The 13178-nt window shown below is 45.2% G+C and carries 11 protein-coding genes; 1 reads left to right on the top strand and 10 read right to left on the bottom strand.

Features of this window, described 5'->3' with window-relative positions; translation table 11 throughout:
* Positions 1–2 precede the first annotated feature (2 nt).
* Positions 3–1049, top strand: coding sequence for a sensor histidine kinase (locus tag VIG27_RS06140; RefSeq protein ID WP_394526115.1), 1047 nt, complete (start codon positions 3–5; stop codon positions 1047–1049).
* An 83-nt stretch (positions 1050–1132) separates the two neighbouring features.
* Here the strand turns inward: VIG27_RS06140 and VIG27_RS06135 are convergent, their stop codons facing one another.
* From VIG27_RS06135 to VIG27_RS06090, 10 genes are all read right to left on the bottom strand, one after another.
* Positions 1133–2137, bottom strand: coding sequence for a nitronate monooxygenase (locus VIG27_RS06135; protein ID WP_394527429.1), 1005 nt, complete (start codon positions 2135–2137; stop codon positions 1133–1135).
* 171 nt (positions 2138–2308) lie between these two features.
* A complete protein-coding gene (locus VIG27_RS06130) occupies positions 2309–3148 on the bottom strand; it encodes a carbon-nitrogen hydrolase family protein (protein ID WP_394526112.1) in 840 nt (279 codons plus the stop codon).
* Positions 3149–3228: 80 nt separating this feature from the next.
* Positions 3229–4065: a PTS system mannose/fructose/sorbose family transporter subunit IID gene (locus VIG27_RS06125; RefSeq protein ID WP_394526110.1), complete on the bottom strand. Its 837-nt coding sequence runs from the start codon at positions 4063–4065 to the stop codon at positions 3229–3231.
* Positions 4062–4931, bottom strand: a complete 870-nt coding sequence (locus tag VIG27_RS06120; RefSeq protein WP_394526108.1) for a PTS mannose/fructose/sorbose/N-acetylgalactosamine transporter subunit IIC — start codon at positions 4929–4931, stop codon at positions 4062–4064. The genes VIG27_RS06125 and VIG27_RS06120 overlap by 4 nt, the downstream gene beginning before the upstream one ends.
* A gap of 10 nt (positions 4932–4941) precedes the next feature.
* On the bottom strand, positions 4942–5427 hold the full coding sequence (locus VIG27_RS06115; protein ID WP_394526106.1) for a PTS system mannose/fructose/N-acetylgalactosamine-transporter subunit IIB: 486 nt from the start codon (positions 5425–5427) through the stop codon (positions 4942–4944).
* Between the two features lie 114 nt (positions 5428–5541).
* Positions 5542–6858 (bottom strand): ABC transporter substrate-binding protein, encoded by a 1317-nt coding sequence (locus VIG27_RS06110; RefSeq protein WP_394526104.1) that lies wholly within the window; start codon positions 6856–6858, stop codon positions 5542–5544.
* Positions 6859–6867: 9 nt separating this feature from the next.
* The gene (locus tag VIG27_RS06105) at positions 6868–8433 is read right to left on the bottom strand and encodes a response regulator transcription factor (protein ID WP_394526099.1); all 1566 of its coding nucleotides are present in this window, start codon (positions 8431–8433) and stop codon (positions 6868–6870) included.
* Positions 8408–10237, bottom strand: coding sequence for a cache domain-containing sensor histidine kinase (locus VIG27_RS06100; protein WP_394526095.1), 1830 nt, complete (start codon positions 10235–10237; stop codon positions 8408–8410). The genes VIG27_RS06105 and VIG27_RS06100 overlap by 26 nt, the downstream gene beginning before the upstream one ends.
* 371 nt (positions 10238–10608) lie before the next feature.
* The gene (locus VIG27_RS06095; protein WP_394526093.1) at positions 10609–12600 is read right to left on the bottom strand and encodes a methyl-accepting chemotaxis protein; all 1992 of its coding nucleotides are present in this window, start codon (positions 12598–12600) and stop codon (positions 10609–10611) included.
* Positions 12601–12648: 48 nt separating this feature from the next.
* Positions 12649–13002: a winged helix-turn-helix transcriptional regulator gene (locus VIG27_RS06090; protein ID WP_394526090.1), complete on the bottom strand. Its 354-nt coding sequence runs from the start codon at positions 13000–13002 to the stop codon at positions 12649–12651.
* Between the last annotated feature and the right edge of the window lie 176 nt (positions 13003–13178).

Raw genomic sequence — 13178 nt, 5'->3', positions numbered from 1 at the left:
AGTTGAAAAAACGTAGAATAAAAAGGCAGGCAAGCCTTTGGCAATACTTTGTTATGATCGTTTTAGGAATACTGGTCATGACTTCCGTGATCATGTACGTTATCATTTACTTCGTTATCAATGCCGGCCTGCTGTCCCAGCTGTCATTCAGCCTCCCTTTTGCCATCAACACCATCCTTGCGATCAGCATATTGATCGGCACCATAATATCATCTCTTGTAGGCAAACGCATCCTGGCTCCCATAACCAATTTAAACAAGGCTTCCAGAGAAATCGCTGAAGGAAATTTCAGTGTCAGGCTGGATAGTGCCAGCCAGATAAAAGAAATCACAGAAACGTTCACAAACTTTAATCAAATGGCCACGGAACTTTCCGGTATAGAAATGATGCGCAATGACTTTATCGCCAATATATCCCATGAATTCAAAACGCCGATCGCAGCCATTGAGGGCTTCGCAGCTTTGCTGCAGGACGGGGATTTAGATGAAGAAGAACGGATGCAGTATACCCAGATGATCCTTGAAAGCACCAGACAGCTAAGCAGCCTTTCCACCAATATCCTTAAACTGTCCAAGCTGGAAAATCAGGAAAAAATTACGGGGCAGGTCTCCTACCGTCTGGATGAACAACTGCGGCAAGCCATATTGCTGCTTGAAAATTCCTGGACGGAAAAAAAGCTGGAACTGGAACTGCATTTACCGAAAACCTACCTTTACGGCAATGAGGATCTATTGATGCAGATCTGGACCAATCTGTTATCCAACGCCATTAAATTCACTCCGGAAGGAGGGCTGATCCGAATAACCATTGATCATGATGAAAAAAACGTCTCTGTTTCCGTTATGGATACCGGGATAGGGATATCGCCAAATGAAAAAAAGCATATTTTTGAAAAATTTTACCAGGCTGATAAATCCAGGGTCCGGGAGGGCAATGGACTGGGATTATCCCTGGTATTCCGTATTGTCAGCTTATGCGGCGGAACCATAGAGGTCCAAAGCGAACCGGGGCAGGGAAGTGAATTCACCATCCGACTCCCGAAACAGTAAGCAGATGTCTTACAAATACAGGGGAGGAGGGACTAAGAGATAACTCCGTCACTCCTCCACGATCCATTTTTCTTTTTAAAACCTTAAAGTTTAAACGCTGCTATTTTTTCTACTGTTGATTGGTATTCTTTTAAAACATCATCTATGATATCCTGCACCCGTTTTACTTCCTTAATCAAAGGTACAATCTGTCCGGCCATAACAGCACCTTTTTCTGTAACGTCCCCTTCCAGCATCGCTTTTTTCAGAGAGCTTTCCGCTACTTCTTTCAGCTTCACCGCCGCCTCTTTTTTGCTGTAATTATTTTCAATTTCTGTCATTTCATCGGAGAGCTTGTTCTTTAACTGCCGGCATGGTTCATCCGTACAAGTTCCGGTTATAACGGTTTCCATATCACCCGCTTTAATCATGGCTTCTTTTACATTGGGATGCACCACAGCTTCCTCTGCACACATGAAAATGGTTCCCATCTCGATCCCATCTGCTCCCAGCGCGATGGCGGCTGCCATTCCTCTGCCGTCGGCAATGCCTCCGGAGGCTGCCACAGGCTTTGTTAAGCAATCCACCGCCTGAGGTACAAGGACTGTGGTGGCTTCATAGGTCGTATGTCCGCCGCCTTCCCAGCCTTTTACAACGATCGCATCCGCATCTGCCTTTTCTGCCGTTATCGCATCCTGAATGGTTCCTGCTTTTACAACAACTTTAATTCCTAATTCATGCCATATGGAAAAATATTTTTTTGACAATTCTAAATCAAGCCCTATCAGCGTATCCGCATATATGACAGGCGGTTTTTCCTGAGAGACAATCTTGGTGATATGATCCAGTAAATCCGGAACCATGATCACATTGATGGCAAACGGTTTTTTAGTCAGGCTTCTTGTGGCGGCAATCTGTTCCTTAACAAATTCCAATGGAGCAAAGCCTACCCCTAATACGCCAAGACCTCCGCTCTCAGAAACAGCAGCTACTAACGGTGCCGTGGAAACCCAGGCCATCGGCCCTTGAATGATCGGTTTTTCAATTCCCAAAGCTTTACAAAGACGGTTTTCAGACATTATTTTTCTCCTTTTTACATGAAAATGTATTTTGTTAATAAATAAACATTTAAATCCTGTATAGGAATATTATAATGAATTACGGCAAAAAATAAAATCATTAAAGAATGGCAGGAGTGTTGTTTAAGCAACACTCCTGCCAACATTTGTTGTTTTATTAGTCGTCTCTTTCTCCTTTTCAACAACGTTTCTTCCATCCGGTCACAGATAAAGCTTCGGTCTTCGGTCTCCCAGCCGTATCTCCCGGAAGCTTTTGCATTCCTCCAGACTGATTTCACAGACCAGAACCTCTGCCTGATCACGGGAAGCTTCCGCCAGCACCGCACCGTTTGGCCCGATGACCTGGCTGGGACTGCGCACTCCGCTGATTGGCTTCTCATAGGGAATCCCCATGGCGGCAGCCACAAATATCCCGTTTTCATAAGCCCTGGCCTGAGCGTAAAGATGCTCCCACCCCCAGGTGGGGACCACAATCAGCTCTGCCCCCATCAAAGCCAGAGTCCTTGCAGTTTCCGGAAACTGCATATCCCAGCATATGCAAACACCGATGGTGCCAAAAGGAGTGTCCCATACAAAAAAATGATCTCCCGGCTCTATGCTTTCGTCTCTTCCTGCATGAACCTTATCATAGACATGAATCCTATGGCCATCCGGAGCATAGATGAACGCACTGTTAAAGCAGGGGCAACTGCCGCTTTCCCCGTTTCGCTTATTGTAAGCACCAGCCACAACATAGGCTCCGTATTGCTCTGCAATTTTTCCCCACCGGTCCCAGAGCGGGTCCCTTTCATCCGGAACCATATCCGGAAGATTTCCCCCGTGAAAACGTTTTAATCCCGGAAAATTAACTGCTTCCGGGGTCACGATCAGTTTACAGCCCTGTCTGCCTGCCTCTTCCATGAGCCGGGTGGTCTGTTCGATCATAGCTTTCTGGTTTTCCAATGCCTCTTCTATGGTTTCCATAGGTTCTGTATCATGAAAATCATAGTTTCTATTCTGTTTGGTCTGGATGAGTCCAAGTTTCAATTTTTCTTTCTGCATAATTATCCTCCTTCAAATAAAGATAAAACACAGGCAATGGAATCCAATTCTTCCATTGCCTATTCATAAGTAACCGTAATTTATGCAATACCAAAAAATGCCAGAACAAAGGACACCACCAGGATTCCGCAGATGATATAGAGAGGATTGGCCCCTTTCTTTAAGAGCTTATAACATCCAAGAACACTGAGTACCGGAATCAGTCCTAATAAAATCTGATCCAGATAACTTTGAACATTTAACACCTGTCCGCCAATGGTTGGACTGATTGCAAAGCTGAAGTTTACAGACTGGGCGGACATGACACCGATCATCATCAGTCCCATGATTGCGGCAGACTTGGTAATGGAAGCGATTAACCCTGACTGGGTAGCCTTTGCAATATAGTTCCCGCCCAGCTTATATCCCAGGATACCTCCAAACCAGCGGAATATAACCGACGGAATGTTGTACGCAACCAGAAAAATGATAGGTCCCAGAATACTTCCCTGCTGACTTAACCCTAAGGCAAGCCCTGTTGCAATGATACGGAAGGTTCCTACAAAGAAGGAATCTCCAATGCCGGCAAAGGGGCCCATTAAACCGACCTTAATGCCATTGATGGATTCGATATCAAACTTCTCCGGATTTTTAGCGTTTTCTTCTTCCATGGAAAGAGTCAGTCCTAAGATAAAGGGTGCCATCTGAGGAGTAGTATTAAAAAACACAGCGTGCCGTTTCATAGCGGCCCAATACTGATCGTCATTTTTATACAGCTTTCTCAGAAAGGGCTGCATGATCCATGCCACGGCAATTCCCTGCATCCGGACCCAGTTGATGCCCTGCATGATCCACATATGACGCCAGAACAGGGATTTCATCGTCTTTTTTTCTTCTTTGTTCAATACTAATATACTATTTTTTCTTGTTTCACTCATGAGAAGAAATCCTCCTTTTCACTCTTTGCCGGTTCATTCTGCACCACTTGCCTGGACTGTGCCTGCTTGTTCCGTGCAGAATCCTCAAAGAAATAGAATACAGCAATACAAGCGGAAAGAATGGCCATCGGCATAGTCATGGAAGTGGCGGAAAAACCTGTGGCACCCTCTCCTCCTTTTACGGACTGAATGGCAGGAAGCAGTGTATTCATAAATGAAGTCATGTATTTTACTGCAAAGAAACCGATGAAGAAAAAGCAGACCACGGATTTGTCCCACAGCATTTTCAGCAGCATTCCAAAGCCCAGTGCTGGAAGAAGTCCTGACGCAATGGAGAAACCATGCATAACCCACTCTGGCAGTCCGTTGATAAAGGTCTGGATGCTTCCGGTCCCAAAGGCAATCGCTAAGAACGTTACCAGAGCGTATGGCAGCGGATGGATAAAACAGGTAAGGTAATGAAGCATGGAATATTTTTTGAAATCATGTTCTTCCAAAAATTTATCATACATGGGAACCAGGGCCGTCCATACGATGGTTTCTGCCTGGAAAATCAAAGTTGCCGCCAGAGAGATGGGAACCGCAAGAGTGATGGCAACGCTGGCGTCCTCATTCAAAAGAATGGAGAAGGCTGCTCCAAGAATCGCTCCTGACATATAGTCCTGGGGAACGGAGCCGCCGATCATGATGGCCCCGATAAACACCAGCTCCAGGCTGGCACCCAGAAGAACCCCTTCCACCGGATGCCCTAACACCAGACCCACAAGAGGCCCCAGAATCAGCGGACGGATTCCGATCTGTCCGATCCAGTCAAAAAACTTTGCAAAATACATCACACATGCAACTAATAATGCCTGTACTATCATATTCTCCTCCTTACTTAATCAGTTCACTGATCGGTTTTTCCGGCTTTGTAGGAACCAATTGATAAATGGATTTAACACCTGTCTGGAGAATGGCTTTTAAATTCTCTTCGTCCTCCTCATTCACATAAAAGGTGTCTCCCAGCTTCTTTTTACCGGAGACATCCTCGGATATCAATCCGTAATTTCCCACATTGAAAAGCTGCAAATCATTTGCCTTTAGAGCGATGGTCTTGGCATCTTCCGTGTTATTGACAATCACCAGTATCTTCAAATCTTTCGCCCGGGGATCATTGACCACATCAATGGCATCCTGTACCGGCATGATATTGCATTTTAAATTAGCCGGAGCTGCCATCTTAAGACTTGCTTTCTGGATCTCATTGGCTGCTACTTTGTCATTGGCTACAATAATATGGGTTACGGAAAGCTGTTTTGTCCAGAGCACTGCGATCTGCCCGTGGATTAAACGGTCATCAATTCTTAACATTGTAATCATATCGTTTTTACCTCCATTTTCTTTTCCTCTTGGTTTCCATCCTACCAAAACATTCAAATTCATTCAAAGAAAAAACGGGGTTATCTAAATTTTCAACCCCTTTTCCCAAATTCTTTACTGTTTTTTATATTCTTTGTTCTGCTGCAGCTTTTTATCCCATAACCTGTCTAAAAATTCTGCTGTTTCCTGAACCGAACTCCTGCCTTCTGCAAGTTCTGTCATTTGAAGATACATCTGGGATGCAAAACCTTCCGGCGTTTTTCCGGAGCTGATGGCATCATTTTGGATCACCCCATATTTGGCCGCATACTTCATTGCCTTTTGCTGGACCGGAAGAAAGGGGTTGTCTGTTTTTTCAGCCAGTGCGGAGATTCCGTTCATTTCAAACAGCACCTCCCGGTAATTCTCCGGACTATAAAAATAAGTGAGGAAGCGGACCGCTGCTTCATATGATTTCGGATCTTTTGCATACTCATTGGTAATGGACCACTCTACATTTCCATTTAATTCCAGATAGGGATCCCCTTCTCTGGCCGGCAAAGGAAACCAGCCCATGTCAAAATCCGGCTGTGCCTTATATATCTGGGAAAACATCCAATTTCCCGAATAAAGCATGGCAGCTTTCTCCTCCACCAGCCGTTCTACGGTCTGACTGTCCGTTGTTGTTTTATATGCATGATCTACATACCCTGAATCAAAAATCTCTTTTATATCTGAGAGCATCTGCATGGGGGCCTCATCGGTCCAGTGGACCTGACCGTGATTCCTCTTGTCGATCCACAAAGGCTCCTGTTTCTTTACGTCATTGGCAAATAATCCGCTGATGAAAAGGTCCCAGTGCCAGGAATCTCCCATTCCGGCAGTTAAAGGATAGACTCCATGTCTCTTCAGTGTCTTACAGATCTGAAGAAATTCCTCATAGGTGGAAGGTTCCTGTAAGCCGTACCGGTCAAAAATCTTCTTGTTATAAATCACACCCTGGCATGTGTAAAACCTGGGAATGGAATACACCTTTCCTTCCACCGTTTTGGTGTGCTCTGCCAGCCTGACCAGCTCGGGCGGAAGGGGCGCAAGCTTTCCAAGTCCGGCATATAATTCCACATTTCTCATTTCCACAATTCCCTGAAATTCACCTAACGCCTCCATCAGATTCAGGCTTTGCTGGTAATCAAAGCTCTCTGCGTTGACAGCCGCCTTCACCACCACCCGAATATCCGGATTTTTCTCCATAAACGTTCGCGCTGTATTCTCCACAGAATTTTCCCAGGAGGCATCTCCCCCGGAAATCAGCACCGGCAGAATAACCGTTTCCTCCTGCTTTTTTATCACACCGGTACTGTTCTGCTTTTTATGGATTGCAGCCCCTAACACCACGCAAAGGATCAGGACCGCCAAACCTATCACACCCGCTTTTTGATAACCTCTGTTCATATTTTCCCGCTACTTCTCCTTCTGCTTCCTGAAATTCTGGGGAGACACCCCATAGAACTCCCGGAACTTTTCCCGGAACTGTCTGTCGTCTCTGTACCCCACTGCCTTTGCCAATTCATAGCTTTTCATATCCGTGGTATGGATCAGCCGTACCGCTTCTTTCATCCGCAATTCTGTCAGATAACTCTTAAAGTTCTGTCCGGTCTCTTTCTTAAAAAAGGCGCTCAGATAGGCCGGATTCATTCCGATATGCCCCGCTACCTCATCAAGCGTAATAGGGTCCCCGAAATGCTCCTGCATATATTGCTTGATTTTTGCAGTAGCCCCGCTTTCTTTTTGCATGGATAACAGCCTGATCCGAAGAAGAAGCTGGTCAAAGTAAGACAGCAGCAGTTCCTTCAGCCCGTGAAAGGTAGGCTTATTCCGGAGTCCGTCAAGGAATTCTTCGTGCTCCTGCCGGTAACTGTTGTCAATGAGACCGCAATCAATGAGCATCCGGTACAGTTCTTCTGAAAACACGATACACCCATTGGATACAGCACTCCGGTTCCCATAATAAATGCTGCCCAAAAGTGTAACGGTCTCTTTGATGAGCTGGTTGATCTGTTCGGTTTTCTCATTTGAAACTATCATTTTTCTTAATTCCCTTAAATTTTCCTCATATTCATCGAGGGAATGGGAATAATTCTTCTGGATCTCGTCATAATCAATGTACTTTTGCTCATTGAAATAATACATCTCCAACGAAAATTTTGCGGTTGTGTAAAGATACTTTAACCGCCCCGCTTCCGAATCCCAGGCCCCCACCCCGATGACAATTTCGATGGGATAGTGGTCCTTTAAGAATTTTACTGCCTCATCCACAAGCTTGCGGATCTGTTTGCGGTTGTCAGGGGCGGATAGAAGAAAGAAACAGGTGCCGAAATCTTTTTTCAGAATACAGCCCCGTTTCTGTTCGCCCAGATACCGGGACAGCTGGTCATAGATTTCAAATTTGAGAATATTAAAATTTTCATCCGAGTTTGCCATTCCTTTTTTTCTTAAAATGCGGAGAGCCGCACATACGGCCCCTCCATCGGTAAGAAACAGGGGCGCCATTGATTCCAACAGTTCCTCCTGTTTTCCTCCGGCAGACAAAAGCTCCATAAATTGGCGCTCTACCGGACTTACTTCCTTTTTCAGCACACGGTACCTGCCCTGTTCCCGGATGTCCTGGACTGCCTTTCCCACCACAGCCGCCAGATCTTCTCTGCCCACAGGCTTCAGCAGATAATCAAATGCCCCATATTTGACCGCATCTCTGGCATAGGCAAATTCCTGATAGCCGCTTAAAAACACGACCCGGACACTGCTGCATTCTTCTCTTAACGACCGGAGCATCGCAAGCCCATCCAGGTTGGGCATAAAAATATCAGAAATGACCAAATCCGGCTGTTCTTTGTGAATCAGCTCCAATCCTGCCTTACCATCCTTTGCTTCACCGATGATAACGGCTCCCAGTGCCTCCCAATCAATCAGCTTTCTCAATCCCTTTAAAATCATGGCTTCATCATCTATCAGCAGTACTCTTATCATCTGAATCTCCCCTTCGTTCATATGGCATCGTTACAATCACAATGGTCCCGGTCCCCGAGGTGCTGAGAATTTGGATTCCATACTGCATTCCATAATTTTTGCGGATTCTTTGATGAACACTCAACAGACCCACTCCCAAATCCTCGGTCTTTCTTCCTATTCCATCCGGTTGCGACAGTTGACTCTGGATCCGTTCCAACTCCGCAGATTCGATCCCTACTCCATTGTCCATAACCGTTATCTCCAGGGTCCCCTCCAATACTTTTGCGGAAACATTGATCGTTCCTTCTTCCTTTTTCATTTTCAGCCCATGGCTTACTGCATTTTCTACAATCGGCTGCAGGCAAAGCTTTAATACGCTGGCATCATACAAAGACGCAGGGACCGATACGGTCATTCGGATGCGGTCTTCATACCGTATCTTCATGAGCATAAAATAATCCTTTACATTGGCAAGTTCCTCCATGAGACTCACCTTGTCACCGCTCTCTCCGATCAAATACCGGAGCTGTCTGGCAAGACTTTCTATCATATCCGCCGTCTGGAAATCATCATTGGTCACAGCTGTCATCCGGATGACGTCCAGAGTATTATAAAGATAATGAGGCTTGATCTGGCTTTTGATGGCTTTCAGCTCTGCCTCCCGCTGACTGATCTCCGCTCCATATACTTTTTCGATATAGTCCTTCAACTGGCTTGCCATTTGATTGAAGCCTTCCGCCAGAATCCCGATCTCATCCTGGCTGGTAACCTCCACCCGGGTATCTAGGTTTCCCTGCTGGATTTTCACCATTCCGTCTTTCAGCCTTCGGATGGGAATGCTGATTCTTGAGGAAAACAAAATATAAATGGCCATCAGAAACACAGAACTGACTGTCAGCACGATCAGGATATAACGCTCGTTCTTCGCTACATTGGCCAACACATCGTTTCTGTGGATCTTTACAACACTGATCCAGTCACCCACCTGGTTTTTCCGGTATAGGTAATAAGAATCGTCGGTTTCCATCACTCCCTGCCGCTCTGTGGAGGCCCGTTCCAGCAGAAGCGGCATAAGATCGTCCCGTTCCCGCTCCTGATTGCTGTATATCGTTTCTCCCTTCTGATTCACGATATAAAATCCGCTCTGCTTTCCCAGAGTGACAGAGCCGATCATATCCTCAAACATTTTTTCATTGATATCCAGATACAGGGTACCCAGCCGTTCCTCCACAGACCTCAAGCTGGAAATATCAAAAAAATCCCGGCGGATGGTGATGACTCCGGTGTTGATATTGGTAAAATAACGGTCCATATGGACCGGGGAAATGACAGCATTATGACTGACCGGCTCTGTTTTTACCCGTTCCAGTTCCTCTTCTCTCCACCGCTTCATCCCCTGAGGGTCCGCAATTTTACCTACCTCCCCGGAAATATAATATACATTCCCGCTGTTATCCAAAAAACGTATGCTGGTAATATAAGTCTCCATATCTATTTTAGACAGTGCGCGCCGGATATAAATATCTCTGTAATCCCCCGATACATCCGGATTTTTTAAAACTTCCCATAAATAACGGTCCTCGTTGACCGGCTGTATATACAATTTTGTAATCTGAGACTCCCATTCCCCTACCGCTCCATCCACATAGCTGACCAAATAATCCAGCGTAGTCTGCCCATTGGACAGCATGACCTCTTCCACGTTGTTCACTAACGTGGAGAAGAAAAAACGGCTGATCAGCAGATAGGGGAGCAGACCGATCACCGCAAATATTACTGCAAGTTTTGTAAATATTCCAATAAACCGCTTTTTTTTCCCCATATGCCACTCCCAATCCGCAAATTCTTATGTTATTTCATGCCAAACATAAATTTTACCAATCTTCCCCTTATATTGTAATAATAGTAGAATTCTGCCGCAAATACAATGCTGACATTCTTATTATTAAAAAAAGCCTCCTCACAATGATAAATAAAGTAAGGAGGCTCACAACTATATGTGATCGTGTCCGAATCTAATGACCGCTCTGCCATATCAAAAAGTCTTAGTCCAAAAGCCGCAATCCCGCTTTAAAGTGATCCATTTTCAGACTCTATACTTTCATCAATCTTAGCACAGCTATTTTACCGGCTCAACAAAATGATTCTCTCATCTAAAAAAACAACCGATTTTGCTAAAAAAAAGTACACCTTTCAGACTTTAAAATTTTCCGCCTTTTTTAACATGTTTCCGGTTGCTGCCATAAGTACCTGGGAGGCGGCTGCCACCTCTTCCGTTGAAGAACTGATTTCCTCAGAGGAGGCCAGAATCTCCTCTGCTTCCGAAGATATTTCCTCCGAAGCCGACGCAATTCCTTCGATCTTATCTATAATCGTATCCTTGTCGCGTTCAATGTCCTGGGCTGAAGTCTTTATGGTATCTATCATCGGAAGCATTTGGCTGATTCCTTCTATAATCTTTTTATAGGACTCCAAGGCTGTCTCAACCACCTGGGACTGGTTGTTTAACTCCTCATCCATTACCGTGGAATTCTTTACAATGCTTTCCGTTTCTGCAAAGATTGCTTCTGCTACCTGACTGATATTTTCTGAGGATGCCTTTGACTGTGCGGCCAGTCTTCTTACTTCTTCCGCTATCACGGAAAATCCCTTGCCCGCTTCTCCTGCTCTGGAGGCTTCAATGGAAGCGTTTAAAGCCAGCAGATTGGTCTGAGCGGCTATGGAGTTGATAAAACCGGTGATCTCATGGATCTGATTCATGGATTTACCCAGATTTTGAATCTTACCAAAGAACTCCTGAAAGCTGCTGCTGATGTTAAGCACAGACTGGCTCAGTCTCTTCATCTCTTCATTGCTGTCCGTAGCCATGACACCGATCTCTCTGGAATTGGAATCAACCACATGGATACCCCGCACCATAGCAGAGAGCCTGCTGCTGAACTCCTCTAAAATCGAATTGATCATCGCTAAATTTTCCGACTGCTGACTGGTACCCTGAGCGATTTCCGTAATCATATTTGAAACGTTATGGGAGCCTGATGATATTTCCTCCATAACAGTAGATAAATTTTCCGACTGGGTATTGATATCCACGGAATTCTTTTTGATTCCGCCGATAATATCTCCCAGGGATTTCTGCATGGCATTCATAGAGTTTGCCATTTCCCCGATCTCATCTCTCAGCTTCAGGCTCTTTCGTGGTACCTCCCGGCTTAGATCTCCTTCCTCCATGTGCTTTAAATGCCTGGAGGCTGATTTTAAAGCCCGGGCAAACACACCCGCAATGAGGTACACGACCAAAAGGCTGACGACTACAAAAATAGCAGAAGATTTTATATCATCCGCTTCTAATTGTTCCAGAACAGCCAGGGCTTCTGCCTTCGTCATTGTAATTCCCACAGACCATTCTGTTCCCGGAACCGGCGCATACCCTACGAATTTATCGGTCTTATTGTACCGGAATTCTCCGATCCCCGTTTCTCCCGCAGTCATATGGGACTGGATCTCACTGACTTTTTTAAGCTCGGGGTCCTTTTTGGCGGCTTCAATGCCGCTGTATTTCTCTCTCACCAGCGTTTCATCAGGGTCCGCAATGGACACCTGCTCTTTATTGATCATAAACGCAGTCCCGTTTTTACCGATCTTCGCCTGATTGGTCAACTGGCTCAAGTAATTTCCATCCCTTGTTTCCAACAGGACTCCAACGATCTTTCCATCCTTTTTAATAGGGACCACATAAGGCACTACCAAATCTCCCTCCGCCGTAACGACAGGATCGGAAACCACAGTTTTCCCTTCCAGGGCCTTTTTATAGAAATCGTATTGGGTCAGGTCTGCGGTGGACCCATCGGTATTAACAAGGTTTCCGTTCAAATCCACGATTCCAAAGCGGAGTCCGCCCAATCTCTTATTTTCTTCCTTAAGAATATCAAGCTTTTCCTTCAAAGGAATTTCGGGGTCCTGGATATCAGTTCTTGCTGCAATGGCTTCCAATACCTTGATCTCTCCTTCGATTCTTCCCTGAATATTGCCCGCCGTCTGCTCTGCGATCTCAGGCAGAAACAGTTTTAAGTTTTCTTTCAGTGCATGAAGGGAATTTAAGTAAGAAATTGTGCTCAGACCCACACAAACAATTATAATTAAAATACCAAAGAGTACGGTAAGCTTAAATTTTATGCTTTTCATAAAAACTCCTTTATCTTTTGTTAATCCATTCTTCTAAATAGCCTCAATCTAACCGATGTCAGCTTCCGGTACTCCAGCGGTATGAAGCACATCTTTTTTATAGTGTTCTCCCCATTGATGCATTGCTTCCAGAACCGGAGCAAGGCTGTATCCGGTCTCTGTCAGGGTATATTCCACTCTGGGCGGTACCTCCGCATATGCCCGGCGGTAAAGCAATCCGCAGTCTTCCATTTCCCGAAGGTTTGCCGTCAGGACTTTTTGAGAAACAGAACCAATTGATTTGCGAAGCTCTCCAAACCGTTTCGTTCCATCCATTAAATCTCGAACGATTAAAACCTTCCATTTATTTCCAATCAGTACAAGGGTCAGCTCTACGGGGCAGGCCGGCAGTTGTTCTATCATATATGTCCTCATCTTTCAATAGTTTATCCTTGTTATCTTAGGCACTAAAAGGTGCCTGCTTTACGGTTATTTCCAAATGTATTATAATTAAGACCAATGCGGATTACATTGATGCGTTTTATGGTTAGATAATCCTAACCTCAAAACGCAATACCCCCTGTCCACGGAAAGATGGA

Source organism: Lacrimispora sinapis (assembly GCF_043633585.1).
In the GTDB taxonomy this organism is placed as follows: Bacteria; Bacillota; Clostridia; order Lachnospirales; family Lachnospiraceae; genus Lacrimispora; species Lacrimispora sinapis.
The sequence above is the reverse complement of the archived record's forward strand: the minus strand, read 5'-3'. Positions and strand labels throughout refer to the sequence as shown.

Bases quoted from the DNA above. Each gene is read 5' to 3' on its own strand.
- VIG27_RS06130 (WP_394526112.1), bottom strand. From the start codon at position 3,148: ATGCAGAAAGAAAAATTGAAACTTGGACTCATCCAGACCAAACAGAAT.
- VIG27_RS06125 (WP_394526110.1), bottom strand. From the start codon at position 4,065: ATGAGTGAAACAAGAAAAAATAGTATATTAGTATTGAACAAAGAAGAA.
- VIG27_RS06120 (WP_394526108.1), bottom strand. From the start codon at position 4,931: ATGATAGTACAGGCATTATTAGTTGCATGTGTGATGTATTTTGCAAAG.
- VIG27_RS06115 (WP_394526106.1), bottom strand. From the start codon at position 5,427: ATGATTACAATGTTAAGAATTGATGACCGTTTAATCCACGGGCAGATC.
- VIG27_RS06110 (WP_394526104.1), bottom strand. From the start codon at position 6,858: ATGAACAGAGGTTATCAAAAAGCGGGTGTGATAGGTTTGGCGGTCCTG.
- VIG27_RS06105 (WP_394526099.1), bottom strand. From the start codon at position 8,433: ATGATAAGAGTACTGCTGATAGATGATGAAGCCATGATTTTAAAGGGA.
- VIG27_RS06100 (WP_394526095.1), bottom strand. From the start codon at position 10,237: ATGGGGAAAAAAAAGCGGTTTATTGGAATATTTACAAAACTTGCAGTA.
- VIG27_RS06095 (WP_394526093.1), bottom strand. From the start codon at position 12,600: ATGAAAAGCATAAAATTTAAGCTTACCGTACTCTTTGGTATTTTAATT.
- VIG27_RS06090 (WP_394526090.1), bottom strand. From the start codon at position 13,002: ATGATAGAACAACTGCCGGCCTGCCCCGTAGAGCTGACCCTTGTACTG.